The 26,095-nt window shown below is 74.3% G+C and carries 20 protein-coding genes; 9 read left to right on the forward strand and 11 right to left on the reverse strand.

The genetic code is table 11. The features are described from left to right. Positions 1–197: 197 nt before the first annotated feature. Positions 198–2,192 carry an alkaline phosphatase family protein gene (locus AC02VZ_RS15450; RefSeq protein ID WP_476475662.1) on the reverse strand — a complete coding sequence of 665 codons (1,995 nt, stop codon included), beginning with the start codon at positions 2,190–2,192 and terminating at the stop codon, positions 198–200. 849 nt (positions 2,193–3,041) lie between these two features. On the opposite strand from AC02VZ_RS15450, the gene AC02VZ_RS15455 reads away from it, so the two are divergent. The 3 genes from AC02VZ_RS15455 to AC02VZ_RS15465 all read left to right on the forward strand — a co-directional run bounded on the left by AC02VZ_RS15455 (position 3,042) and on the right by AC02VZ_RS15465 (position 4,982). Next, entirely contained in the window at positions 3,042–3,284 is a 243-nt protein-coding gene (locus AC02VZ_RS15455; protein WP_031102233.1) for a DUF397 domain-containing protein, read from the forward strand. A 177-nt stretch (positions 3,285–3,461) separates the two neighbouring features. Then, positions 3,462–4,361 carry a universal stress protein gene (locus AC02VZ_RS15460; protein WP_432055631.1) on the forward strand — a complete coding sequence of 300 codons (900 nt, stop codon included), beginning with the start codon at positions 3,462–3,464 and terminating at the stop codon, positions 4,359–4,361. 123 nt (positions 4,362–4,484) lie between these two features. Beyond that, positions 4,485–4,982, forward strand: a complete 498-nt coding sequence (locus tag AC02VZ_RS15465; RefSeq protein WP_432055630.1) for a hypothetical protein — start codon at positions 4,485–4,487, stop codon at positions 4,980–4,982. A gap of 224 nt (positions 4,983–5,206) precedes the next feature. Here the strand turns inward: AC02VZ_RS15465 and AC02VZ_RS15470 are convergent, their stop codons facing one another. Continuing rightward, the gene (locus AC02VZ_RS15470; protein WP_476475616.1) at positions 5,207–6,343 is read right to left on the reverse strand and encodes an aminoglycoside phosphotransferase family protein; all 1,137 of its coding nucleotides are present in this window, start codon (positions 6,341–6,343) and stop codon (positions 5,207–5,209) included. 232 nt (positions 6,344–6,575) lie between these two features. Between AC02VZ_RS15470 and AC02VZ_RS15475 the strand changes: the two genes are divergently transcribed. Beyond that, positions 6,576–8,066: a DNA-binding protein NsdB gene (locus AC02VZ_RS15475; protein WP_432055628.1), complete on the forward strand. Its 1,491-nt coding sequence runs from the start codon at positions 6,576–6,578 to the stop codon at positions 8,064–8,066. 44 nt (positions 8,067–8,110) lie between these two features. On the opposite strand, the gene AC02VZ_RS15480 is transcribed toward AC02VZ_RS15475, so the two are convergent. From AC02VZ_RS15480 to AC02VZ_RS15490, 3 genes are all read right to left on the reverse strand, one after another. Next, positions 8,111–9,526 (reverse strand): PP2C family protein-serine/threonine phosphatase, encoded by a 1,416-nt coding sequence (locus AC02VZ_RS15480; RefSeq protein ID WP_476475617.1) that lies wholly within the window; start codon positions 9,524–9,526, stop codon positions 8,111–8,113. 302 nt (positions 9,527–9,828) lie between these two features. Further along, the gene (locus tag AC02VZ_RS15485) at positions 9,829–10,923 is read right to left on the reverse strand and encodes a baeRF3 domain-containing protein (protein WP_432055626.1); all 1,095 of its coding nucleotides are present in this window, start codon (positions 10,921–10,923) and stop codon (positions 9,829–9,831) included. 78 nt (positions 10,924–11,001) lie between these two features. Continuing rightward, positions 11,002–12,591 carry an alpha/beta hydrolase gene (locus AC02VZ_RS15490; protein WP_476475618.1) on the reverse strand — a complete coding sequence of 530 codons (1,590 nt, stop codon included), beginning with the start codon at positions 12,589–12,591 and terminating at the stop codon, positions 11,002–11,004. A 281-nt stretch (positions 12,592–12,872) separates the two neighbouring features. Between AC02VZ_RS15490 and AC02VZ_RS15495 the strand changes: the two genes are divergently transcribed. Next, the gene (locus AC02VZ_RS15495; RefSeq protein ID WP_432055624.1) at positions 12,873–13,310 is read left to right on the forward strand and encodes a chaplin; all 438 of its coding nucleotides are present in this window, start codon (positions 12,873–12,875) and stop codon (positions 13,308–13,310) included. 75 nt (positions 13,311–13,385) lie between these two features. On the opposite strand, the gene AC02VZ_RS15500 is transcribed toward AC02VZ_RS15495, so the two are convergent. The 4 genes from AC02VZ_RS15500 to AC02VZ_RS15515 form a co-directional block, all read right to left on the reverse strand. Further along, positions 13,386–14,123: a class I SAM-dependent methyltransferase gene (locus tag AC02VZ_RS15500; RefSeq protein WP_432055623.1), complete on the reverse strand. Its 738-nt coding sequence runs from the start codon at positions 14,121–14,123 to the stop codon at positions 13,386–13,388. Then, positions 14,120–18,478 (reverse strand): aminotransferase class I/II-fold pyridoxal phosphate-dependent enzyme, encoded by a 4,359-nt coding sequence (locus AC02VZ_RS15505; RefSeq protein WP_476475619.1) that lies wholly within the window; start codon positions 18,476–18,478, stop codon positions 14,120–14,122. The genes AC02VZ_RS15500 and AC02VZ_RS15505 overlap by 4 nt, the downstream gene beginning before the upstream one ends. A 115-nt stretch (positions 18,479–18,593) precedes the next feature. Further along, the gene (locus AC02VZ_RS15510) at positions 18,594–19,079 is read right to left on the reverse strand and encodes a nucleoside deaminase (protein WP_432055621.1); all 486 of its coding nucleotides are present in this window, start codon (positions 19,077–19,079) and stop codon (positions 18,594–18,596) included. Between the two features lie 507 nt (positions 19,080–19,586). After that, positions 19,587–20,024 (reverse strand): SPW repeat protein, encoded by a 438-nt coding sequence (locus AC02VZ_RS15515; RefSeq protein ID WP_476475620.1) that lies wholly within the window; start codon positions 20,022–20,024, stop codon positions 19,587–19,589. A gap of 427 nt (positions 20,025–20,451) precedes the next feature. On the opposite strand from AC02VZ_RS15515, the gene AC02VZ_RS15520 reads away from it, so the two are divergent. From AC02VZ_RS15520 to AC02VZ_RS15535, 4 genes are all read left to right on the forward strand, one after another. Then, a complete protein-coding gene (locus AC02VZ_RS15520; RefSeq protein WP_476475621.1) occupies positions 20,452–21,342 on the forward strand; it encodes a glycoside hydrolase family 19 protein in 891 nt (296 codons plus the stop codon). Positions 21,343–21,449: 107 nt separating this feature from the next. Continuing rightward, the gene (locus AC02VZ_RS15525) at positions 21,450–22,832 is read left to right on the forward strand and encodes a phosphoinositide-specific phospholipase C-related protein (protein WP_476475622.1); all 1,383 of its coding nucleotides are present in this window, start codon (positions 21,450–21,452) and stop codon (positions 22,830–22,832) included. 164 nt (positions 22,833–22,996) lie between these two features. Beyond that, positions 22,997–23,389 carry a VOC family protein gene (locus AC02VZ_RS15530; protein WP_476475623.1) on the forward strand — a complete coding sequence of 131 codons (393 nt, stop codon included), beginning with the start codon at positions 22,997–22,999 and terminating at the stop codon, positions 23,387–23,389. A gap of 40 nt (positions 23,390–23,429) precedes the next feature. After that, positions 23,430–24,506, forward strand: a complete 1,077-nt coding sequence (locus AC02VZ_RS15535; protein WP_432055617.1) for an adenosine deaminase — start codon at positions 23,430–23,432, stop codon at positions 24,504–24,506. Here the strand turns inward: AC02VZ_RS15535 and AC02VZ_RS15540 are convergent. Together AC02VZ_RS15540 and AC02VZ_RS15545 are read right to left on the reverse strand one after the other, a co-directional pair. Then, positions 24,488–25,003: a mycothiol transferase gene (locus AC02VZ_RS15540; protein WP_432055616.1), complete on the reverse strand. Its 516-nt coding sequence runs from the start codon at positions 25,001–25,003 to the stop codon at positions 24,488–24,490. The two genes, AC02VZ_RS15535 and AC02VZ_RS15540, sit on opposite strands and share 19 nt — an antisense overlap. Positions 25,004–25,088: 85 nt before the next feature. Next, positions 25,089–25,997, reverse strand: coding sequence for a LysR family transcriptional regulator (locus AC02VZ_RS15545; RefSeq protein ID WP_476475624.1), 909 nt, complete (start codon positions 25,995–25,997; stop codon positions 25,089–25,091). Between the last annotated feature and the right edge of the window lie 98 nt (positions 25,998–26,095).

The raw sequence follows: 26,095 nt of genomic DNA on the forward strand, positions 1-26,095 counted from the left end.
CCGGGGACCAGTAATCCAGGCGTGCGCGCTCCAGGCAAGAGCGGGGCGGCACCCATTCCCCGGTCCGCCCCGCTTTGCCGTCCCGTCCCGCCCCGCCCCGCCCCGTACCGGGCCGGGCCGCCCGCCGGAATCCTCGGCCCCGGAAGCGGCCGTACGTACCGGTCGTGCGAACCGGCCGTGCGAACCTGCCGGCCCGGTCACTCCCGAGGGGCGGCAGCCGTGGAGGTGCCCCCGTCCGGGCCGTACGCCGTCATGAAGCGGTCGCGGAAGCGGTCCATGCCCCAGCTCGGGGCGTCGGGGGCCGGCTTGAGGCCGTCGGTCCACCCCCAGTCGTCGATCCGGTCGAGCACCTTCTCGTCACGGGCGACGACCGTCACCGGCACCTCCTTGCTCGGGTCGCCGTCGACCACCGCCGGGACCGGCTGGTGGTCACCGAGGAACACCACCACGGTGTCCTCGTCGCCGTACCGCTCGATCCACTCGATCAGGCTCCGCAACGCGTACTCGACGGCCCCCCGGTACTCCCTGCGGATGCTCTCCGGGTTCTTCCAGACCTTCTTGGGGTCGGTGCCCTCCTTCTTGATGCGGTGGAAGACCGACCCGTCCCCGAGGTCCTCCCAGTCGATCATGCGGGCGATGGGGGACCAGGGGTTGTGGCTGGACGCCAGGATGATCTCGGCCATGATCGGAGGGCGGTCCTCCTTGCCGTGCTCCAGCCGCTGGAACGCCTCCATCGTGAACTGGTCGGGTACGGGCGTCCAGCTGAAGTACGGCCCGTGGTAGCCGAGGTGCTCGGAGTCGTAGATGTGGTCCAGGCCGAAGAACTTCCCCTCCGGCCAGGCCCGCCGCACCCCGGGCACGATGCCGACGGTGCGCCAGTCGCCGGCCCGGCGGAAGTAGTTGGTCAGGGTCATCCGGTCGCTGGTGGTCAGGCTGCGGTACCGCTGCTGGTTCTTGATCCACAGGCCGGACAGGAACGTCGAGTGGGCCAGCCAGCTCCCGGCGCCCGTGACCGGCGACTTCAGCCAGCCACTGCGGGAACCGAACCCGGCAGCCGTCAGCCGCTCGGTGCCCTCGGTCAGGACCGCGTCCGTCTCCGCGGCCATCTCCGGGTGGTCGATCGCGGTCCGGCCGTAGCTCTCCACGAAGGTGAACAGGACGTCCTTGCCGCGCAGGCCGGTGAGCAGCTGATCGGGCGGGACGTCCGCGAACGCGTCGACGGCCGCCTGCTTGCGGAAGACCCGGGCGTCCCGGATGCCCGCCTGCACCTGCTCCACCCGGTTGCCCAGCATCTCCGCCGTGCCCTTGGTGGCGACCCGCACGCCGGACACCTGAACGCCCAGGGTGACGCAGGTGATCCACACGACGCAGAGCACCAGCGTGGTGCGGGCGGCGGCGGCACGGTGGCGGGTCATCACACGGGTGAGGCGGACCGTGGCCCGCGTCATCAGCAGGAGCAGCAGGACGAACAGCACGACCGCCCCGACGACGGCCAGCACCTGACCGCCCCGCCCGAACGACTCCCGGACGAAGTCCGTGGCGTCGTCCAGCAGGATCCAGTCGAGGACCAGGTCGAACGGCCGGGCCAGCACCTGGTGGAAGCCCATGTCGAGGAACTTCAGCACGGTGAGCAGCCCGAGCAGGATGCCGGTCGCGACCGCCGTGATCCGGCGCGGGCGCGGCGGGAGCGCGAGCAGCAGGGCCGCGAGGAGGATGCCCTCGGCAGGCAGGCGCAGGAACGCCTCGGGGGCGAGCCGTTCCACGCGGTTCGGGACGAGGAGCGCGAACAGCACCAGGGCCCCGGCCAGCACCGTCGTGCCGACGGTGACGCCTCGTGCCGCCCGCGGATACCGGCGGCGCCAGGCGGACCGTCCGGCGGGCGGGGTCTCCTCCGAGGGCGCCTGCGGGGCGGCGGACGACTGCGTGCGCCCGGTGGCACCGGGCTCCGCCGGGGCGGCGGGCGCCGGTGTCGTCGGCCGGGCGGGCTCGGGCTCCGTCCGCCCGGCGCGCCCTCGTTCCGCCTGCTCGGCGGGGTCGGGCTCCGCCGGGGCGGTGGACGGGTGGCGGGGCTCCGGGCGCGGGGTGGCGTCGGGGTGTGGCTGTGGCTGTGGCTGTGGCTCTGATTGGGGCTGGGGTTGTGGTGGTGGCTGGGGCTCAGATCGGGGTCGGGGCTCGGGGTGACGCGCGGGCACTTCGTCCGCCGGGGCGGCGGGCTCGCCCTCCGTCGCGTTGGGCCGCTCGGGCTCGGCGCCGTCGGTGGTGTCCCCGGGTTCGGCCGTGTCGGTCCCCTCGGGCCGGGGGGCCTCGGTGTGTTGCGGCCGGGGGGCCTCGGGACCCCCGGCCCGGGCCGACTCCGTTCGGTCGGACCCGGCGTCCGCGGGGCGTCCGGGATCCGGTCCGGGCCCGGGTTCCGCGTCCGCCGGGGCGTCGGCTCCGGGCCTCGGCACGGCCCCGTTCGCCCGTACGCCGCCGTCCTTCCGCCGACCTCCGCCCTCCTGCTGGCCCTCGTCCTCTCCCGCATCCACCGCCCCGAGAGCCCTGCCCGGCTCCGGGGTGTCCGGCGCAGGCGTCTCCCCGGGGGTGTCGTCCCGGGCGGTGTCGTCCGGGTCCGCCCCGTTCCCGGGAGCGTCCGACAGCCTGCGGGAGCGAGTGAAGAGCGACACCCGGAGGTCCTTCCGTGCGGTGGTGCGATGGCATGGCGAACAGGACCCGTCACGGGGTCCGTCCCCAGCAGTACGTCCGCAGGTCGCCCCGTGTTCAACGGTCCTCCGGAAGACCCGCGAAAAGCCTCCGGCAGACCCGCGTGCCACCGCCTCCCGGGGCGGGGCCGCTCGCCCCGCGCCGGACCACCACCCGCCCGCAGCCCCCGGCCACCGGACCCGTCCGCCGCCCGTCCACGCCGACGGCCGGCGGGTGACGGGCCCGGTGGCCGACGCCCGTCCGGCGCGACGTCCGGAAAAGGTACTCCTCACGTGGCCTGTCTAGGTTCGGGGCCGCTCGCTAGGCTGGCCGCGGACGACGAAGCCGGGAGGAGCACGGACGTGGCCGAGAGCACCACCCAACAACGCCCGCTGACGGGCTGGGACAAGCCGGACCTGGACCTCAGCAACGCACAGTGGCAGTCCAGCAGCCGCGGCCTGGGCGATGTCCAGATCGCTTTCGTGGAGGGCTTCATCGCGATGCGCAACAGCGGCCGCCCGGAGAGCCCTTCCCTGATCTTCACCCCGGCGGAGTGGGGCGCGTTCGTGTCCGGGGCCCGGGAGGGGGAGTTCGACCTGACGTGAGCTCGCCCGTGCGGGCGCCCGCGCCGGGTTCGGTGCGCGGCGCGCGAGGTGCCCGCCCGCCGACGGGTGTTCATGTCGATTTTCCGGACACGCGGGAGGAAACACCGTGCCCGGGCCGGGTCTGAGCCAGGCTGGCCCGGCGGAAGCCGAACGTCGTACCCCGGAGGCGAGACACCCATGAGCATCCAGCCGGTCGTGGCGGCGGTCGACGGCTCGCAGGACAGCCTGCGCGCCCTGGACTGGGCCCTCGACGCCGCGCACCGGCGCGGAGCCCCGCTGCGGGTGGTGCACGTACGCCAGTACGCCCCCTGGCCGCAGGCCGAGGCCCTGGCCGCGGCGCCGCCCGATCCGGACGACGACCCCGTGCTGGAACAGGTGCGCGACCACCTGAAGGGCCGCACCGGCCTGCCGGAGGTCGAGTACACCGCCCTCGACGGCGCCCCCGGCGCGGTCCTGCCGGAACTGGGCGTCACCGCGGGGCTGCTGGTGCTCGGCTCCCGGGGCCGCGGCGGCTTCGCCAGTCTGCTGCTCGGCTCGAACTCGCTGGCCGCGGCCCGCGATGCCGAGTGCCCGGTCGTCGTCGTGCCCCGCCCCCGCGAGAACGAGGGCGACGCCCCGCCCGAACCCGGACCCCGGGTGGTGACCGGGCTCAACGTGGACAGTCCCGACGAGGCCACCCTCGCCTTCGCCCTCGGCGAGGCGGCCCTGCGCGGCGCACGGCTGTCCGTGGTCACGGCCTACCCGTGGCCGCTGCAGACCTGGATGCTGCCCGGGGAGATGCCCCCGCCGGGCATCGACCAGGACGCCGTCGAACACGAGAACCGCGTCCTCGCCCGGGGCTTCCTCGCCCCCCACCGCGAACGCCACCCCGAGGTCGCCGTCGACATCCTCACCCTGCCCGGCGACGCGGCGGGCCATCTGGTGGACGCCTCCCGGGGCGCCGACCTGGTCGTCGTGGGACGCCACCGGCGGCGGCTGCTGGCGCCGGCCCGCATGATGGGGTCCGTCACCCAGGCGGTCCTGCTGCACGCCGCCGGCCCCGTCGCGGTCGTCCCGCCGGCTCCCGCCGAGGAATAGACCCGCTCCGGCAGGAGGACGGCGGGGCCGGGGCCCGCGCACCGGCGTTCGCACGTCCGTGCGACGCGGGGACGGGCGGTGGCCCACGACGTGGACCGGGGCCCGGCCACGTACCATGGCGGCATGTCGTTCCTCCGCCGCCGCAGCGCCACGCCCGCCGGGCCCGACTTCGACGTACTGGCCATGGACCCGGGCGACTGGCCCGGCAACCTGGGCGCCGGCCTGCTGCCCGCCCCCGACGGCAGCTGCCAGGGCGTCTTCCTGCGGTACGACCTGTTCGGCGGCCGGGGCCCCGCGATGATCATCGGCAATCTGCCGGAGGGCTCCCCGGCGCGCGACATCCCCGAGGACGAGATCCCCTTCGAGGTCGGGCAGCTGCTGCTCGCACTGGAGAACGACGAGGACATCACCGTCGTCGGCACCGAGGACGTGCCGGTGATGCAGGGCGACAACCTGCTGATCGTGCGCCGCGTGAAGCTCTCCGAGAGCCGCATCTCGTGCGTGCAGTTCGACCGGAGCGACAAGGTCCTGGTCACCATCGCCGCCTGGGACCGCCCCATCACCGACGACCTGTACGCCCTCCTCAAGCCCCTGCCGGCGGAGCTGTTCCAGCAGGGCTGAGCCCCCGGTCCCTCCCGCACGGCTCCTCCTGGTCCCACCCGCACGGCTCCCCGGTCCCTCCCGGCCCCTCCCGCGTGGCCCCTTCCGGCTCCCCGCACGAGCCCGACGTGCCGCCGGAACGCGAACGGTCCGCGGCGCGTCCGTCTCCGGACGTACCGCGGACCTCGTGTCACCGCGCCGGCCTGTCACCGCGGACCGGGGCGCCGCGCGGGCCGTCGCCCCGCTCAGCGGGTGCCGACCGCCGCGCGCACGGCCCGGCGGGCCAGCTGGCAGTCGTCGTGCAGCCGCCGCAGCAGCAGCCGCTGCTCCTCGCCGGTGGCCGCCGCACTCGGCTGGGGCGCGCCCGGCACGGCCGGGGCCGCCTCGTGCATCGAACGCTGCACGGCCGTCTCGTACGTCCGGATCTCCCGGGTCAGCACGAGCATCAGGTTCACCAGGAACGCGTCGCGGGAGGCCGGGCCGGCCGCCTGCGCGATCTGGCTGATCTGCCGCCGGGCCACCGGGGCGTCCCCGAGGACCGCCCACAGCGTCGCCAGGTCGTAGCCCGGCAGGTACCACCCCGCGTGCTCCCAGTCGACCAGCACCGGGCCCGCCGGCGACATCAGGATGTTGGACAGCAGCGCGTCCCCGTGGCAGAACTGGCCCATGCCCTGCCGCCCGGCCGCGTGCGCGATGCCGTGCAGCAGCTTCTGCAGGTCGCCCAGGTCCCGGTCGGTGAGCAGGCCCAGCTCGTGGTAGCGGGCGATGCGGGCCGCGTAGTCCAGCGGGGCGTCGAACGTGCCCGCCGGCGGCCGCCAGGCGTTGAGCCGGCAGACCGCGCCGAGGGCCGCCCTGATGTCCGCCCGGGGCGGTGCCTCGACCGGGTGCCGCTGGAGCGCCGCCGCGCGGCCCGGCATCCGCTCGATCACCAGCGTGCAGTGGTCCGGATCCGCCGCGATCAGCCGGGGCACCCGCACGGGCGGGCGGTGCCGGACGAACGAGCGGTAGGCCGCTATTTCGTGGCGGATCCGCTCCGACCAGGCGGGCGAGTGGTCCAGTAAGCACTTGGCGACCGCCGTGCTCCTGCCGGTCGTCCCGACCAGCAGGACGGACCGCCCGGTCCGCCGCAGCACCTGCACCGGCGCGAACTCGGGGCAGATGCGCTGCACCGAGGCGATCGCCGTGCGCAACTGGGAGCCCTGGGGCCCGGACAGGTCGAGCCGGCCGCTGAGCGGCTGTGTGCCGGGCCCCGCGGCGCGGCGTGCCCTGGGTGCGCCCAGGGCCGGGGCCGCCGGGCGCGCGGGGGCGAGGTAGGGGCCGCCGTCCGCCGGACGCGGACGGAGCCGGGGCGGGGCGGACACGGAGGACGATGCTGCGTACATGGGCGAAACAGATCCCTTCGTGTGCCTGCGACGACAGCGCACCACCCGGCCCGGAGCCCGGCACACCCTGGGGAGTGTCCCCGCGGCCGCCGGGTCGTGGTGGCGCATTCCTACTCGACACCCGATGTCCCCTGGCACACCATCTGGCGCACCCTGGCGAACCCTGGCGAATAGTCGCCCGGCAACTTTCCCGGGGCTACTGTCAACTCAGCCGAGAACCTGGGGGCTTGACGTGAGCGGACAACCCAACACCCGTCTCTCGGACCTGTTCGGCCTGGCCGGCTGGTCCAAGGGCGAACTCGCGAGGCTGGTCAACCGGCAGGCGGCGGCCATGGGCCACCCGCAGCTGGCGACCGACACCTCCCGGGTGCGGCGGTGGATCGACATGGGAGAGATCCCGCGCGATCCCGTGCCACGGGTACTGGCGGCGCTGTTCACCGAGCGTCTCGGCCGTGTCGTGACCATCGAGGACCTCGGTCTGGTCCGGCACGGGCGTGCGGGGAAACGGTCGCGCGGCGGGAGTGCGGAACATCCCGACGACGTGCCGTGGGCGCCCGAGCGGACGGCTGCGGTCCTCACCGAATTCACGGGAATGGACCTCATGCTCAACCGACGCGGCTTGGTGGGCGCGGGCGCCGCGCTCGCCGCGGGATCCGCACTCAGCAGCGCCATGCACGACTGGCTGCACTCCGACCCTGCCCTGGTGGCCGACGCTCCCGGCTCCCGTCCCCTGCACGCCGACCCCGCCGGGTTCGACCGGTACGAGGCCGCCCCCATCGGGTCGCAGGAGATCGAGGAACTCGAGCGCTCCGTGGAGGTGTTCCGGGCCTGGGACGCCGCGCGCGGCGGCGGCCTCCAGCGCAAGGCGGTGGTGGGCCAGCTCAACGAGGTGGGCGGCATGCTCTCCTACCACCATCCACCCCATCTCCAGCGGCGCCTGTGGGGCGTCGCGGCCAACCTCGCCGTGCTGGCGGGCTGGATGTCGCACGACGTCGGCCTGGAACCCACGGCCCAGAAGTACTTCGTCATCGCCGCGCACGCCGCGAGGGAGGGCGGCGACCGGCCGCGGGCCGGTGAGGCGCTGTCCCGGGCGGCCCGTCAGATGGTGCACCTGGGCCGGCCGGACGACGCCATGGACCTGATGAAGCTGGCCCAGTCGGGCTCCGGCGAGGAGGTGCTGCCGCGCACCCGCGCGATGTTCCACACCGTCGAGGCGTGGGCGCAGGCGTCCATGGGCAAGGGGCAGGCGATGCGCCGCACCCTGGGCCGGGCCGAGGACCTGTTCGTCTCCGACAAGGGGGACGTGCCGCCGCCGAGCTGGATGCAGCTGTTCAACGAGGCGGACCTGTACGGGATGCAGGCGCTGGCGTACCGCACGCTCGCGGAGTTCGAGCCGCAGGCGGCGACGCACGCCCAGCACTACGCGGACAAGGCGCTGGCGCTGCGGGTGGACGCCCAGCAGCGGTCGAAGATCTTCGACTTCCTCTCCATGGCCTCGGCCTGCTTCATCGCCGACGACCCCGAACAGGCGGACCGGTTCGCCCGGCTCGCGCTGGTGTCGATGGGGCAGAACTCCTCCCACCGCACCTGGGACCGGCTGCGCGAGATGTACCGGCTGACCGCCGCGTACTCGGGCTACCCGCGGATCGAGGAACTGCGGGAGGAGATCGAACGGGCGCTGCCGAAGCCGCGGGGGAAGGGCGGCGCGGGGGCCACGGTGTGACCCGGAGGCCCCCGGGGCGGCACGCGTGCGTCCGGGACCGTGCCCTACGCGGTGACCCTGGCGGCCAGCAGACAGCCGTCGTCCTCGCGCCGTTCCTCCCCGAGCTCGTGGGCCACCGCACGGACGCAGTCCTGCGCGGTGGTGGTCCGGGTGAGGTGCGGGGCCAGGGCCAGCAGCCGGTGTGCCCCCGCGGCTGCCGACGGTCCGGGCAGCAGACCCCCGGTGGGCAGCAGGAGCAGGTCGCCGGCCTCCAGTGTCGTGGTCGCCTCCCCGAACCGGGGGTCGGCGGCGGCGCCGAGGAGCACGCCGTCCGGCGTGTCGAGGATCCGCCCCGTCCCGTCGCGGAACAGCAGCGGGGCGGGGTGTCCGGCCTGCGCCCACACCAGGGAGCGGGAGCCGGGCCGGTAGCGCAGGCAGAGGGCGCTGCCGAGCACGGGGTGGACGGCGGCGTCCACCAGCCGGTTCAGACAGGCCATCAGCGGTCCGGGCGCGGTGCCCGCCGTGCCGAGGGCCCGTACGGCGCCGAGCAGCATCGCCAGCGCCGAGGGCACCCCGATCCCCTGGCCGGTCAGATCGCCGACGGCGAGCTGCACGGTGCCGTCGGGCAGATGCTGGGCGTCGTACCAGTCACCACCGCTCCCGGGCGCGGCCGACGCGGGCAGGGAGAGCGCGGCGACCTCCAGGGCACCGGGCCCGGCCGGCGGCAGGCGCAGGGAGCCGCGCCACACCGGCCGTACGGCGTCCCGCAGTTCGGTGACGAGCCGGTCCCCGGCCGGGTCGGCGGCCGGCCGCGCGGTGCGCAGCGACGCCCGGCTCTCGCTCACCGCCCGGCGGCAGCGCCTCAGTTCGCTGACGTCGCGCAGCACGGCCCACATCGAGGCGGTGCCGCCGTCGGCGCCGAGCACCGGTTCCCCCATCATGTGCACGGTCCGCACGGCGCCGTCCGGGCGCACCACGCGGAACTCCCCGTCGATGGGCCGGGCGTCGATCAGGCAGTCCGTGACCATCCCGGTCAGGGCGGGCCGGTCCTCCTCGTGCACCAGGGAGGGCAGTTCGTCGAGGGTGAGGGGGGCGGTACCCGGGTCGCGGCCCAGGATGCGGAACAGCTCCTCCGACCAGGTGGCCTCGTCGGTGAGCAGGTTCCACTCGGCGCTGCCGACGCGGCTCAGCAGGGACGTGCGCGCGGACGGGGAGGACCCGGCGGGTGCCGGGCCACCGGCGCCCGGCGGACCGTCCCGCAGCTGGGCCAGGTACCGTCCGACGTCGTCGAGTTGATGGAGCGTCAGGTCGTACAGGGCGCGCTGCCAGCGGTCCTCGGGACCGGTCCCGTCCGCCGGTGCGCCCCTGCGCGCGGCGTCCACGTCGCCCTTGAGGCGCCGGGCCCGGGTCAGCAGCGTGTCGACGGGGCCGGGTCCCGGCGGCCGGGCCGCGGGGCGGTCCTCGGAGAGGTGGGACGGCATGACGCACTCCGATGCGGGACGGTACGGCCAGAGGCGGTGGGACCGCTACGACTGTCGCACAGCGCGCGACGGCCCGTAAGGGATTCGGCAACACACGATACGGCGGTGCCTCCGGCATATGTCACGGTCTTCGCGGAGTTACTCCGGGGTACCTTCGCCGGCCCGGCCCGAGGGCCCAATCCACCTGTGGGAAAGGGTAGTTGACGCGCCGCCCCCTCCCGTACCGTGCGTCACTCGGGTGTTCGGGATGCGCACATCTGTGCACGGCCGGGGCCGGCGGGGAGGGACCCCCGCCGGCCGTCTCAGTAGCGCAGGACACCCGCCATGCCCACCGCGTCGCCGAGGGTGCCGTCCGGGACGAAGTGGACCTCGGCGCCCGTCTCCAGGCTCTGCTCGACGATCTCGTCCACGATGTCCTCGCGGGCGTCCAGGTCGCCGTCCTCGGCCGGCACCAGGTGCTCGCCGTCGTCGCGCACCGTCAGCCGCAGGTTCTCCTCCACGGCCAGCAGCCCGACCCGGCCCTCCCGCGCGCTGCGCCACAGTTCGTCCACGCCCGCGGCGTACTCCTTGCGGCTGCGCGCCGCCTCCAGGGCCTCCAGCACCCCCTCGGTCCGCCGGCGGGCCTGCTCCTCCAGCACCGGCCGCAGGGCCTGCCACACGGCGTCGGGCGTGCTGTCCGCCAGCCCGCCGTGCGGGACGTGCACCGCGTCGCGGGTGACGGTTCCCGAGTCGTGCAGCAGCGAGAGCGCCGCCTGCTCCCCGGTGACGTACAGCGGGCGCGGCCGGTCGCGCAGCACCTCGGCCACGGCCGCGTCGGCCGCGCGCAGGAACCGGCGGGTGTCCTCGTCCCGGAAGTTGCTCGGCTGGTCGCCCACCCGTTCCTGCCGCTCCGGGTCGAAGTTCGGCTCGGAGCGGACGAGGGGGAAGTCGCCGGCCGTCTCCTCGACGACCCGGTCCACCCCGCCGCTCCACAGGGTGGCGCGGTCGGCCGACACGGAGAGTACCCAGAACGGCTGTTCGGCCGTGTGGGCGGAGACCAGGTTGCGGGTCAGGAAGGTGTCCGAGAGCACCACGCGCTCGGGCACGGAGCGGGCGAGCGTCCACACCTGGTGCTCCCCCGGGGCGGCGAAGATGACCAGGCCGTCCTCGGTGTGGCTCAGGTCGACCTCGGACAGGGCCCGGTCGAGTTCCTGGAACACCTGGGCGCGGCGGTCCCGGCTGACCGACGGGTCGGCCTCCAGCTGCTTCTTGGCCTCGGCGACCATGTTGCGCAGCCGGACCTGGTCCTGCGTGTTGAGGGGATCGCGCCGGTGGGTCGGCGTCAGCACGGACACCGCGGGGTAGGGGCGCGGACGGCGAAGCTCGGCAAGGGTCGTGGGACTCAGATCGTGCTCCATGACAGCACCATAGAGCCGAATCACGAGTACGGCATCGGGGGAAAGTCCGGACACGTCCGCCGGTCCGGCCGGTCCCGCTCAGCCGGCGGTGTCCTGCTCGGAGCCGCACGAACTCCCGTCGCGGGGCAGGGAACCGTACCGCAGGAAGTCGTCGACCTTGCGCTGCACGCACTTCGACGAGCCGTAGCCGGTGTGCCCCTCCGCCCGGTTGTCGAGCACCACCGCCGACGGACCCAGCCGCTCGGCCGTCTCCACCGTCCAGCGGTACGGCGTCGCGGGGTCGCCCCGCGTGCCCACCAGCAGCACCCTCGGCGTGTCCAGGTCCTTGACGTGCTCGCGGATGTAGTCGGTGCCCTTCGGGCGGCCGTAGCACATCAGCACCTGCGCGAGCCGGTACGGACCGAACACCGGCGAGGCCTTCTCGTAGCGGGCGCGCAGCCCCGGCAGGGCCCGGGTGATCTGGTCGGCGGACGGGCGGTCGGGGTCGTCCGCGCAGTTCACCGCCATCAGCGCCGCCGGGAGGTTGTCCAGCGGTATCTCCTCCTCGTCGGCGAGCGGCTCGTGCTCGCGCACCGGCAGCGGAGCGGTCACCCCGCCCGTCGCGAACGCCTCCACGCCACGGGTGTCGCCGTCCTCCATCAGCTGGGCCAGGGCCCGTTGCAGCAGGGGCCACAACTCCCTGCTGTACAGGCCCTGGCCCATCGCCCCGGCGAGGTCCTGACCGGTGAACTCGAAGCCGAAGTCCGTGGCCACCGGGTTCTCGTCCAGGGACTCCACCAGGTCCAGCACCTGCCGGCGCGCCGTGCGAGCGTCCTGCCCGAACGGGCAGGCGATGTCCTCGGTGCACCAGGTGAGGAAGGACTCCAGCGCCTGCTGCTGCCCCGCCGCGGCGGCCAGCCCCTGCTCGGCCAGCGGCTCGGTCAGCGTGTCGACGCCGTCCAGCACGAACCGGCCGACCTTGTCGGAGAACCGCGCCGCGTACACCGCGCCCAGCCGGGTGCCGTAGGAGAAGCCCAGGTAGTTCAGCTTCTCGTCGCCGAGGACCGCCCGCATGACGTCGAGGTCGCGGGCGACGTCCACGGTGCCGATGTGGGGGAGGACCGGGCCGGAGTGCTCGGCGCACTCGGCGGCCACCTCGCGCAGCTGCGTCATGGCCCGGCGAGGGTTCAGGTCCTCGCCGTCCGTGGCTTCCAGCGCCTGCCCCGTGGCCTCCGCGCCGCAGCTGACCGGGGCGGAGCGGCCGACCCCGCGCGGGTCGAAGGAGACCACGTCGTAGTCGTCGGTGAGGTCCATGAACTCCTTGCCGCCGTGGGCCAGCCCCAGGACGCCGGAACCGCCCGGGCCGCCGAAGTTGACCACCACGGAACCGCGCGGGTCGCCGGTGCCCCGGTAGCGGGCGAGGGCCAGCTCCAGCGTGCCCTTCCCGGGCGCGGCGTAGTCGACGGGGACGGTGATCCTCCCGCACTGCAGGTCCTCGGGCATCTCCATGCCGTCGCACGTCGACCAGGTGATCCGCTGGTCGTAGAACCGGCTCAGATTCGGCTCGTCCCGCTCGGTCGTCCCCGCGGTGACCGCGGCCGGCAGCCCGAGGCCCAGCAGGGCCAGCCCGACCGCGCCGGTCACCGCGCAACTGCGGACCGGCGGTCGCGTGGACAGCTTGATCGGCATGGATGCCTCCAGCAGCGCTGCGCGGACCGGGAACCGGTGCCCCCGCTCACCCTAGGCGGACCGCGCCGGACCCGCCTGTCGGCCGGACGGGGGCCGGCCCGGCGCCGGGGAGGGCCGCGGGACCGGCGCGCGTTCGACGCCTTTGCCCGGGGTTCGAGCCGCGGGCCACCCGACGGGGTGAACGCGGGACGACATCCGGCCGGGCCGCACCCGTCGGCGGGTCTCCGCGTTGAGCCGGGTGCGGGCGAGCGCCCGCGACGACGTCCGGAAGGCAGGAAACGATGGGACGGATCACTCGAAGCGGCATGATCGTCCTCGCCGCCGCGTCCGGCGCGCTGGCCGTGGCCGGGCCGGCGCACGCCGACGCCGGGGCGGAGGGGAGCGCGGCCGGGTCGCCCGGCCTGGTCTCCGGCAACACCGTCGAGCTGCCGGTGGACCTGCCGGTCAACGCGTGCGGGAACACGGCGGACGTCGTGGGACTGCTGAACCCGGCCCTGGGCAACACCTGCGCCGAGGAGGACGCGGACGACCCGGCGCCCCCGCCGTCCGAGGTGCCCCCGCACCCCCTCCCCGCCCCCGTCCCGGCTCCGCACACCGAGCGCACCGAGCTGGCCGAGACCGGTTCCGAGGGGACCGCCGCGCTGGCCGGAGCCGGTGCGGCCCTGTTCCTCGGCGGGGCCGCCCTCTACCGCCGCTCCCGCCCCCGGGCGGGACGCTGACCCGGCCCCGGCCGGGACGCTGACCCGCCCCTGGCCGGGGCGCCGACCCGGCACCTCCGGGCCGACGGGCCCCGGTCAGGCCGTGCCCCGGGACACCCCGGTGAGCAGCACCATCCCGGAGTCCCCGTAGTCCGGCAGGGTGGTGTCGCTGTCGATACGGGTGACCGCGAGTTCACCGGCGAGCGGCGCGAAGACGCGCTCCACCGTGGCCGGGTCGACCGGGCAGCCCGGCCAGCGGGAGGCCGGACCGATGCGGTACGTCGGCATGTTCTCCATGAACGCCGCCACCAGGTGGCCGCCGGGGCGCACCGTGCGGACGAAGGCGCGGCAGAAGGCGGCGAACTCCGCGAGGTCCTCGGTGGCGCCCTCGGCGACGAAGTGCATCGAGGCGAGGCCGTACCTGCCCGGCGGCAGGTCGCGCACGTCGCCGTGGATGACGTGCACCGGCGCGAGCGCTCCCGCGAGGGTGGGGGGCACGTCCGGTTCGAGCCGCCGGCACAGCGCGTGGAACTCCTCCCAGCTCGCGTCCGGACGGTGCTGGAGCTGCTGCTCCAGGTAGGCCACGTTGCTCGCCCCGGCCTCCACGGCGTCGATCCGCCGGCTCACCGCCGACGCGAGGATCAGCGGATACAGGTTCGGGCCCGCCCCGAACTCCACCGACCGGTCCACCGAGCCGCGCGGCAGCCGCCGGTAGTAGGCGCTGTGGTGCGCGATCACCGCGGCGTCCGAGGGGTGCACGTCGCGGTAGTTCTCGGCCAGGTAGTCGGCGACCGGCCAGCGGTCCCAGTCCACGTCGTCGTTGTGGGTGGTCATGACGTCCGGTCCCTCGCCTTCGCCCGCAGCGGGAAGCGCGCCGCCAGCCGGGTCAGCGTCCCGGCCAGCCGGTCCATGTCCTCGTCGGAGTTGAGCGCCGTGATCTGCACCCGGAAGCCGACCCGGTCCCGCGGCACGAGGGGGTAGGCCGCCAGCGTCACGTAGATGCCCTCGTCCCACAGGAACGAGCCCACCGCGTCGAGGTCGTCCGGGTCGGCCAGCGGGATCTCCACGATGGGCAGCCGGTCGGTGTTCAGGGTGTCCACCCCGAGGTCGTCGAGGTGGTCGAGCAGCCGCACCGTCCTGCGGTACAGACCGGCCCGCAAGCCGTCACCGCGCCGGTCGTTGACGTCGAGGCCGGCCATCGCGGTGGCCAGGGACGCCGTCGGGGAGGGCCCCGAGTACAGGTAGGGCGCCGCCGCCGTCTTCAGCCGGTTCTTCAGGTCCGTCGGCAGCGCGAGGAACGCCAGCAGCGACGAGTAGGCCTTGGAGAACCCGCCGGTGAGCACGAGGGAGTCGTAGCTCTCCCCGGTGTGGCGCACGATGCTGTTGCCGCGCAGGCCGTACGGGCACGGCTCGTCGGGCCCGCGTTCGCCGATCACCCCGAACCCGTGGGCGTCGTCCACGTACAGGGTGGCGCCCGCGGCCCGGCAGACCGCCGCCAGGTTCGGCAGGTCCGGGATGTCGCCGCTCATGCTGTTGACGCCGTCCAGGCAGACCAGCCGGGGGGTGCCCGTCGGCACCGAGTCCAGCAGGGTGCCGAGCTCGTCCGGCCGTTCGGCGTGGAAGCGGTGCAGGGTGGCGCCCTGGGCGCGCGCCACGACGCAGCCGTCGTAGAGGGTGCGGTGCGCGGTCGCCTCCACGAACACGTGGCCCTGGTCGGCCAGCACGGGGACGACCGAGGAGTGCATCAGGGTGAGCGTCGGCAGCAGCAGGGTGTCGGGGGCGCCCAGCAGCGCGGCCAGGCGCTCCTCGATGTCCGGGTACAGCCGCGGACTGCCCAGCAGCCGTGACCAGCTCGGATGCGTGCCCCAGGCGCGCACGGCGGGCTCGACGGCGGCCATGATCTCCGGGTCCCAGTCGAAGCCGAGGTAGTTGCAGGACGCGAAGTCGATCAGCCAGTGGTCGCCGCTGCGGATGTGGCGCCCGCGCACCTCGTCCAGGACCGCGTCGCTCATCGGGCTGGTGCGCCGGAGCCGGTCCAGTTCCGCGTGGTGGGCCCGCCGGCGCACCCGGGCGGCCCGCGCGGCCTGCTCCTCGCCGTCCGCCCGGACCCCCGTGCGTCCGGCCGGGCGGGGGCCGGGCGCGAAGTGCCGACGGCCGGGCCGGCGCAGCACGTGGGCGCTCTCCTCCACCGTCATGGGCCGCGCGTACAGGTAGCCCTGGCCGAAGCGGCACCCCATGCCGGCCAGCAGGTCGCGCTGGTCCGACTGCTCGATGCCCTCGGCGATCACCTGCAGTCCGAGGGTGTCGGCGATCCGCACGATGCCCTCGACGAGCGCCACCTGCTGGGCGTCCTGGGTGATGTCGTCGATGAAGGTCTTGTCGATCTTCAGCACGTCGATGGGGAAGTCGCGCAGGTAGCGCAGCGAGGAGAAGCCGGTGCCGAAGTCGTCGACCGCGATGTGCACGCCGAGGTCCTTCAGCGAGTCCAGGACCGAACGGATCCGGTCGTCGTGGCGCAGCAGCACGGTCTCCGTGAGCTCCAGCTGGAGGGAGCCGGGCACCAGTCCCGGCGTGCGCAGGGCCTCCCCGACCTGCTCCACGAACCCGGCGTCCCGGAACTGGCGTGCCGAGACGTTCACGCTGACGTACGGCGGCCGGTCCGTGCCGTGGGTGCGCTGCAGGCCGGCGATGTCGTGGACCGCGTTCTCCAGGACCCAGGAGCCGAGCGGGGTGATGTGCCCGGTCTCCTCGGCGAGCCCGATGAACCGCTCGGGCGGCACGGACGCGCGGGGCGCCTGCGGCCAGCGGACCAGGGCCTCGAAGCCGACGACCTCCCCGGCCGTGATGTCGACGACGGGCTGGTAGCGCAGCGTGAACTCCTTGCCGGCCACCGCCCGCGCCAGCTGCGTCTGCAGGTCGTGCCGTTCGGTCATGCGGTCCTGCAGCAGCGGCCGGAAACGCCGCCACTGCCGCTTGCCGGCGGCCTTCGCCGCGTACAGGGCCAGGTCGGCGTGGCGCAGGAGCTCCTGAGCGTCGGAGCTGTCGCGGGCCGTGGCGAGCCCGACGCTGGCGGAGACGGTGACCGCCTCGTCGGCGAGCTCGAAGGGCCGGCCGACGGTCTGGATGATCTGCGCGGCGAGCACCTCGGCGTCCCGCGGCTCGCGGGCGTCCTCCATCAGCACCGCGAACTCGTCCCCGCCGAGCCGGGCGGCGGTGTCGGTGCGTCGCAGGGCCCGGGAGAGCCGGTTGCCGACGGCGACCAGCAGGCCGTCGCCCGCCGCGTGCCCGAGGGTGTCGTTGACCAGCTTGAAGTCGTCCAGGTCGATGAAGAGCAGGCACACCAGGGACGATTCCCGGTGGCCCCGCAGCAGGGCGCGTTCGATCCGTTCCAGCAGCAGGGTGCGGTTGGGCAGCCCGGTCAGCGCGTCGTGGAAGGCGCGCTGGGTCAGCTCGTGCTCCAGCCGCCGCTGCTCGGTCACGTCCCGCAGGGTGACCACCAGCCCGGCCACGGTCCGCTCGCCACGGAAGTCGCTGCAGCGCACCTCCACCTCGACCCGGCCGTCGCGGCGCCGCACCCACCAGTGGTCGTGCCCCGCGCGGGTCTGCCGTTCCCGCACGGCCGCCAGTTCCCGCACCGCGCGCTGCCGGTCCGCGGGGTCGAGCAGTCCGGGCAGGGACTGGCCGGTGAGGTCGGCGGTGCCGAACACGGACGCGGCGGAGGGGCTGGCGTACCGGATGGTGTCGTCGTCCTCCACGATCAGGATGACGTCCGAGGCGTTGCGCACGAGGGTGCGGAAGTAGGCCTCGTTCTCCCGCCGGATGATCTCCTTGCGCAGCACCAGCCGTTCCATCGCCACCCCGACGTGGGAGGCGAGGATCTCCAGCGGCCCCCATGCCTCCGCCAGGGCCCGCTCGGGGCCCGCGACGAGCAGGACCCCGGGCACGCGCTCGGCCGGGCGGTCCGGCTGCGTCATCGGGCACACCAGGACGGCGGGCATGTCCTGCAGGGCGGTGGCGAGTTCGGGGCCGAGGGCGTCCGGGGTGACGAGGCGGGTGCCCTCGGGGGCGAGTTCGGCGACCCGGTCCGCGGGCAGCAGCAGCGTCCGGTGGCCGACGTCCGGGCCGAGGACCCGGTCCACGGCCGTCTGGCAGGAGAACACCACCTCGCTCGGGCGCACCGCCGCCACCAGGCTGGCCCCGGTGCCGTGCAGGGCCAGTTCGCGGGAGACGGCCCGGCGGTGGGCGACGACCATGCTGCCCAGCCGCAGGATGACCAGCAGGAACAGTCCCGCCGAGAACGCGGCGATCACGGTGGCGTCGTGCGCGGTGCGGGTCACCCCCTCGTAGAGCAGGATCGCCGGGGCGATGAGGGTGGCCACCGCGAGGACGACCAGCCGGTGCGGCGGCGGCAGCAGCGACGGGGAGCGCCGCTGGGGCAGTGGGGTGGTCAGCCGGACCATGGAGGGGTGCAGCGCGGCCAGTCCCCAGGCCGCGTAGAAGACGATCCACCCCGCGTCCAGCAGGGTGCCGACCTGCCACATCGCCCGCAGCTGGAGGATGCCGTAGCCGATGTCGAAGCAGAGCAGGGTGAGGGTGCCGACCACCAGCAGCCGGATGGAACGGTCCGCGCTGCCGAGCGGGGCCGGGCTGAGCAGCCGCGCCAGCAGGGCCAGCACCAGGACGTCGCCCAGCGGGTAGGCGATGCTGATCGCCCGCTGCTGCCAGGTCAGTCCCTGCACCTCGGTGAGCGGCTGCACCAGGAACACCCACACCGGCAGGGCGAGGCCCGCGGTGACGATCAGCGCGTCCAGCAGGCTCGGCAGGTCGCGGTCCGGGTAGCGGTACCGGATGAGTCCGGACAGCCCGACGGCGAAGAGGGGGTAGCTGAGGAGGTAGAGCGCGTCGGCGGGCGACGGGAAGGGGTTGGAGGCGCCGAAGTACTCCTCCATCACGTTGTAGTAGGTGTCGCCCGCGACGAACGTGAGCAGCCCCGCGGCCAGCACCCACCAGGGCCAGGCACGGGCCGGCCGGTTGACCCGGATGCCGACCGCGACGGCGGCGACGCCCGACAGACCGATGGCCGCCCACAGCGGCGCGCAGGTCGCGGGGACCGCCAGGTACACGACGGTCGCCACGACGATCCACGCTGTGTAGCCCGCCATCAGGCGGGTCGCCGGAAGCGAGCGCATACGCCGTCCCCCGTCGGGGAGACCAGGGAAGCGGCACCTGGTCTGACTGTCCCGACGATGGTAGACACCGGGGTTCGGGCCCTGCATCTCGGAACGGCCCGGGCCCGGCCCCCGGTCAGCCGTCGCGGCGGTGGTACCGCCGGTGCAAGTCCTTGATCCCGGGAGCGAGTTCGGGGACGGGTCCGGCGACCTCCACTCCCGGTGCGATCTCCGCGACGGGCAGCGGCCGCACCGGCGGGGCCGGCGCCCCGAACTCGGTGAGCCAGTCGGTCAGCTGTGCCGAGGAGGCCGCGTACACGATGCGCCCGAGGCCCACCCAGGCGTGCGCGGCGGCGCACATCGGGCAGTGCTCGCCCGAGGTGTACACCGTGGCGGCGGCGCGTTCGGCCGGGGTCAGGTGCTCGGCGGCCCAGCGCGCCAGCGCGAACTCGGGGTGCCGGGTGCGGTCCCCGGCGGCCGTGCGGTTGCGGTCCTCGGCCAGCACGGTGCCGTCCCCGCCGACGAGGACCGAGCCGAAGGGATCGTCCCCCGCTTCCAGCGCTTCGGCCGCCAGCTCCACACAGCGGCGCAGGTGGGGCAGTTCGCTGTCCTTCACGACCATGACCGGCCTCTCTCGACGTGGGTGACCACTGTTGCCGATCAAGGTAACCCGCGGGCCGCGCCGTGTGATTCCCGACGCGTTCCCGGCCGGCCGGGGCGCACCGGACCGGCCCCGGCCGGTGGGGGCGCGGCGGGCGGGATGGAGGCGGGGGTGGAGCCGGCCGGGGCGTGGGCCCGGCGGACGCCGGACGCCGGTGGCCGGGCCCGCCCCTTCTCCGTCGCCCGCGACGGCGCCGCCGTGCGGGGGTGGGCGGCATGGATCACGCCGCGCTCCTCGCCCTGTTCGACGCCGGGGTCCGCAGGGGGCGCGGCCCTACGGCCCGGGCGCCCGGACCGAGCGGACGGCGGCCGTGGTCCGGCAGACCGCCCCGGAGCACGGCCGGAACGGCGTCCCGTGGTCCGCGCTCACCACCACGACCCCGCCCGTCCACCTCCCGCAGGCCGGTACCCGCTCCTCGCGGGGCCGGAGGCCCGGGCCGACCGGTCCCGCGCGGGCCGGGCCGCGGTGCTACCTCCGGGTGCTGCGCGCGGCCGTGACGAGGCACACGGTGCCGAGGACCACCGTCAGGGCCCCGATGACGATGTTGTTCCAGATGACTCCCGCGTCCGGGTTCTCGCCGACGATCCACGGCGAGACGATCATCCACAGGCCCACGGCGCACATGGCGCCGCTGAGCCCGTACATCCGGGCCGGGGCGGCGGTGAAGCCGAGGGCGAGGAGCCCGATGGCGATGCCCACGATCAGGTTGTGGGGCACCAGGGCGGGCTGGCTCGTCGTGTAGTGGAGGATCCACGGGGACACCGCGCAGTAGAGACCGAGGATGAACACCGGTCCGTCCACGAGGGCCACGTCGCGACCGCCGAGGACCCGGTCGTAGCGGGCACGCATTTCTGAGGCATCGGGGTGGCCCGCGATGTCACCCCTGGGGTGCGAGACGTTGGCCATGACCGTCTCCTTAACTGGTCGTCCTGACCGCGCACCAAGCGCGGTATGCGGTGAGTGCCGCGCTTGCCCATTCTGCTCTTATTTCTTCCTTATGTGTAGGGGAGTGGGTGCCCTTCCGGGGCCCTTCCGGGGCCCTTCCGGCGTCCTTCCGGGCCCTGGCCGGCCGGGTTCCGGCGGGCGTGCGCCGAGGCTTCGGTCGGCGGGGCAGAGGCCCCGGTGCGCCGGTGTGGGAAGGGGGCGTCGCGTATCGGCCACCGTGACTGGTCTAAACCCTTGACTGGTACAGACCAAAGCGGTTGAGTGTGCCTCCACACCCCCCACCACGGCCGCCCCACCGCCCGTGACCGGATCACCGGTGCGCGCGTGCGGGCGCACCTTCGAGCGCCGTCCCGCCGGAGCGGCCGTGTCCCGCAAAGGAGTTGGACCCTTGTCGAGACACCGCATCGCCGCCGCGCTCACCGTGCTCGCCCTGGCCGGCAGTGCGCCCGTGCTCCTCCCCGCCTCGCCGGCCTCGGCCGCCGCGTGCTCCAGCTACCCGAACTGGCAGGCCGGGAAGGCCTACAACGCCGGTGACATCGTGCGCTACACCGACGGCCGGGCGTACATCGCCGAGCACGCCAACCCGGGCTACGACCCGGTCATCAGCACCTGGTACTGGGAGCCGTACGCCTGTGACAACGGGCCCGGGGCGCCCGTCGGGGACTTCGTGGTCTCCGAGGCGCAGTTCAACCAGATGTTCCCGAACCGGAACTCCTTCTACACCTACAGCGGGCTCAAGGCGGCGCTCAGCGCCTACCCGGGCTTCGCCAAGACCGGCAGCGACACGGTGAAGAAGCAGGAGGCCGCCGCCTTCCTGGCGAACGTCAGCCATGAAACGGGCGGTCTGGTGCACGTGGTGGAGCAGAACACCGCCAACTACCCGCACTACTGCGACTGGGGACAGCCCTACGGCTGCCCGGCCGGGCAGGCCGCCTACTACGGGCGCGGGCCGATCCAGCTGAGCTGGAACTTCAACTACAAGGCGGCGGGTGACGCCCTCGGCATCGACCTGCTGGGCAACCCCTGGCTGGTGCAGAACGACGCGGCCGTCGCCTGGAAGACCGCCCTGTGGTACTGGAACACCCAGACCGGCCCCGGGTCGATGACCGCGCACAACGCCATGGTCTCCCAGGCCGGCTTCGGTCACACCATCCGCAGCATCAACGGCTCGCTGGAGTGCGACGGGCGCAACCCGGCGCAGGTGCAGAGCCGGGTGACCAAGTACCAGCAGTTCGCCCAGATCCTCGGGACGACGCCCGGCGGCAACCTGTACTGCTGACACGGACGGTGCGCCGTGGTGTCATGCACCTGACCACCCGCCGTCACGGCCGTCGCGCGCCGGCGTCCCGCCGCGCGACGGCCGTGCCCGGACGAAGGGCACCCACCATGCGCACCCCCCACGCCGTACTGGCCGCCTGCGTCGCGACCGTCGCGCTGGCCGCGACGATCGCGGCACCGGGACGGGCCGCGGGCGCCGACGCGGTCCCACCGCCCGGCGCCTACTACGTGCAGAGCGCCGTCACCGGACTCAACGCCTCCGACCGCGGCGGCGCCGTCGAGCAGCACAGACCCCGCGGCGACGAGGACCGCCAGCAGTGGCGCCTGCGGGCGGAGGGCTCCACCCACCTCCTGGAGAACACCGACGCCCCCGGCTCCTGCCTCGGCCGGGCCGGTGACCGGGCCCGGACCGTCCCCTGCGGCAGCGCCGACGCCCCGTGGAGCATCACCCCCGTGGGAGACGGCCGCTTCACCCTCGCCGCACCCGGGAGCCCGGACCGCCGCCTCGCCGTCGCCCCCAAGCCCGCCGGTGCCGTCCACCCCGCTCCGCTCCCCGTCGGCGCCGCCCCCGGCGACCTCGCCGCCTGGTACCTCACCCCGGTCACCCCCGTCACCTCCCCGATGCCGCCCCCGGACCGCCGCAGCCTCGACCAGGTCACCTTCCTGACCTCCCACAACGCCTACGCCAACGGCGTCGACGGCGGCTTCGCCCCGCCCTTCGTCAACCTCTTCCCCAATCAGACCCGCGGCATCGAACGCCAACTCGCCGACGGGGTCCGCGGATTCATGCTGGACATCCACCAGACCCCGGACGGCGCGATCCTCTGCCACAACAGCTGCACCCTGGTCAGCCGGCCCGTCGCCCTCTGGGTCGACCTCCAGCGGATCGTGGACTTCCTGCGCTCCCACCCCGACCAGTTCGTCACCGTGTTCCTGGAGGACTACGTCGACCAGGAGGTACTGCGCGCCGAACTCGCCCGCGTCGACGGTCTCCAGGACGTGCTGTACCGGCCGGACCGGACCGGGGTGCGGCAGAACGGATGGCCCACGATGGCCGAACTGGCCGCCGCCGGGCACCGGTTGCTGATCTTCACCGACAGCACCCGCGCCTCCGACGCGGCCCGCGGCGTCACCCGTGACACCTTCGGGGTGATGTACCAGCGCGAGTGGACGGTGGAGAACCACTGGTCCATGGGCCCGGGCGTCGGCGCCTCCGACTGGTCCTGCCACAGCCGCTGGTACGACGCCGGGACCACCCTCCCGCTCACCCGCACCGAGCCCGGCTTCCGCCCGCTGTTCGTCATGAACCACTTCCGGGACGTCCCGATGGCCTCCACGGCGCGTACCGACAACGCCAAACTCGCCGACCGCGCCCGCCGGTTCTGCGAGCCGGCCGCCCGCAAGAAGCCCACCTACCTCGCGGTGGACCGCTACGACCTCGGCGACCCGGCGGCAGCCGTCGCCGCGCTGAACACGTACACCTACCCGTAGCCGCGCCACCGCGCGCGACGGACGGCGGGAGGGGCCCGGGTCCGCGGACCCGGGCCCCTCCCGTCCCGGTTCCCGCGATCCCCGACGCCGCCTCCGCCCGGACTGGCGCATCCGTGGGTTTTACGTATAACCTCTCCGGTCGATCCCCCCCCGGAAAGGTGCCGATGAGACGCATCGCCCTGGTCACCCTCGTCGTGGACGACCACGACGAGGCGATCCGCTTCTTCACCGAGGCCCTCGGCTTCCGGCTGGCCGAGGACACGACCCGGCCCGACGGCTCCCGCTGGGTCGTCGTCGAGCCCGACGACGGCCGCGTCGGAACCGGACTGCTGCTCGCCCGCGCGAAGGGGGAGCGGCAGCGCGCCCGGATCGGTGACCAGACCGGCGGCCGGGTCGGCTTCTTCCCGCACACCGACGACTTCACCCGCGACCACGCCCGGATGACGGCCGCGGGCGTGACCTTCCTGGAGCAGCCGCGCCACGAGCCGTACGGCACGGTCGCCGTCTTCCAGGACCCGTACGGCAACCGCTGGGACCTGCTCCAGCCCGCCGCCTGACCCACCCGCACCCCACCGACCGCCGAGGAACACCCCGCTCATGACCGCGCCCCTGACCACCGACACCCTGCGCCGGCTCCCCAAGGCCGTGCTGCACGACCACCTCGACGGCGCCCTGCGCCCCGCCACCCTGGTGGAACTCGCGGACGCCGTCGGCCACACCCTGCCCGTCACGGACCCCGACGGGCTCGCCGCCTGGTACGTCGAGGCCGCGAACTCCGGCGACCTGGTCCGCTACATAGCCACCTTCGAGCACACCCTGGCCGTGATGCAGCACCGCGAGGGCCTGCTGCGCACCGCCGAGGAGTACGTCCTCGACCTCGCCGCCGACGGGGTCGTCTACGGCGAGGTCCGCTACGCCCCCGAGCTGATGACCCGGGGCGGGCTGACCCTGCCCGAGGTCGTCGAGGCCGTGCAGGAGGGGCTCGCCGCGGGCATGGCCAAGGCCGCCGCCGCCGGCACCCCGGTACGCGTGGGCACGCTGCTGTGCGGGATGCGGATGTTCGACCGCACGCGGGAGATCGCCGACCTGGTGGTGGCGTACCGGGACGCCGGTGTCGTCGGCTTCGACATCGCCGGAGCCGAGGACGGCTTCCCGCCCGCGGACCACCTCGCCGCCTTCGAGCACCTGCGCCGCGAGAACGTGCCCTTCACCATCCACGCCGGTGAGGCCCACGGCCTGCCCAGCATCCACCAGGCGCTCCAGGTGTGCGGCGCCCAGCGCATCGGCCACGGCGTGCGCATCACCGACGACATCCCGGACCTGGCGGCGGGCAAGCTGGGCCGCCTGGCCGGCTGGGTCCGCGACCGGCGCGTCGCCCTGGAGATGTGCCCCACCTCCAACCTCCAGACCGGCGCCGCCACCTCGATCGCCGCGCACCCGATCACCGCGCTGAAGGACCTCGGCTTCCGCGTCACCCTCAACACCGACAACCGCCTGGTGTCCGGCACGACGATGACCCGCGAGATGTCCCTGCTGGTCGAGGAGGCCGGCTGGAGGGCCGAGGACCTGCGCACCGTGACGGTGAACGCCCTCAAGAGCGCTTTCCTCCCGTTCGACGAGCGCAACGCCCTCATCCGCGACGTGGTGCTGCCCGGCTACGACTCCGTCGCCTGAAGCAGCCCGCGCGCGTAGGCGGCCTGTCCGGCGTGCTGGAGGTCGTCGGACAGGACGCTGACCAGGCGGACGCCCAGGGTGACCGGCGGGTCCCACCGCTCGTCGACGATCCGCTCCAGATCCTTGGCCGTCAGCCCGCGCAGCGCCGACAGGGTCTGCGCGTGCACCGCGTCGTGGTAGCCGGTCAGCAGGCCGGGGGAGTCGACGCGCACCGTCGCGACCTTCGCCGGGGTGTGGCCGTAGCCGGTGTCGTGACGGGGCAGGCCCAGTCCGAAGCGCCGCTCCCAGCCCTGGGACAGCCAGACCTGGTCCAGCCCGAAGGCGTCGGCGACGTGGTCGTCCTGGACCCGGGTGAGGTGCCAGACGAGCCACGCGGGGGTGTTGGCGCCGGGAGCGGGCCGGGCGTGGAGCAGTTCGGGGGCGAGGTCCCCGACGGCGGCGTGGACCTCTTCCCGGACCCGGCCGAAGCCGTCGATGAGGATGTCCTTGGCATGCATGGGGTCCACCCTGGCGCATCCGGGGCCGGACCGCCCCGCGTCGCGTGACCCGCGTCGCACCGGGCGGCGTCCCCGCCGGCCGGCCTCAGCCGTCGCCGTGGTCCCCGTCGCCGCCGTGGTGGTCGTCCAGCAGGGACATCAGGGCCCGCGCGGCCGGGCTGGTGGCCCGCGGGGACGGGACCAGGGCGACCGTCTCGTAGACCGCCTCGCCGGCCCCCTTGAGGGGCAGCGCGGCCAGGCCCGCCCGCTTGTGCCGGAAGTGCCGGGGGACGACGGCGACGCCCAGGTCCTGGTCGACGAGGTCCAGCAGGCTGTGCACGTCGTTCACCTCCAGCGCCACCGTGCGCCGCACACCCGCCGCCGCGAACGCCGCGTCGGTGGCCCGGCGCGGACCCCAGTCCGGGTGGAAGTCCACGAAGACCTCCGCCGCCAGGTCGTCCGGCGTCACCGGCGCTCCCGCCCGGGCCAGCCTGTGCCCCGGATGGCACAGCACCGTCACCGGCTCGCTGGTCAGCGGGATCGCCCGCAGGTGGTCGGCGTCCCCGGCCGTCCGGTAGGCGAAGGCCAGGTCCAGCCGCCCCGCCGCGACCTCCTCCGCCAGCGCGGCCGAGCCCCACTGGCGCAGCCTGATCTCCACGTCGGGGTGCCGCCGCCGGAAGGCCGCGAGCAGTTCCGCGACGTGCACCCCGGCGATGCACTGCTCGGTCCCCACCGCGAGCGTCCCGCGCAGGACGCCCTGCACGGCGGCCACCGCCTCGTGCGCCGCCCGCACCTGTGCCAGGATCCGCTGGGCCTCCGCCAGCAGGGCCCGCCCGGCCTCGGTGAGCGTCACCCGGCGGGTCGTCCGGACGAACAGGGCGGCCTGCAGTTCCCGCTCCAGCGCGCGGATGGACGCCGACAGCCCCGACTGGGACACCATCAGCCGTTCCGCCGCCCGGGTGAAGTGCTGGTCCTCGGCGACGGCGACGAAGTGCTGGAGGTGGCGGAGTTCCATGATTGAGCAGCCTAACCGCACAATCCCATCGGATTCTTCTGTTGGACCGCTGCCCGCGCGCCGGGGCAGGGTGGACCCACGGTTCCACCGAACCGTCC

Source organism: Streptomyces sp. 3-6, from assembly GCF_056323165.1.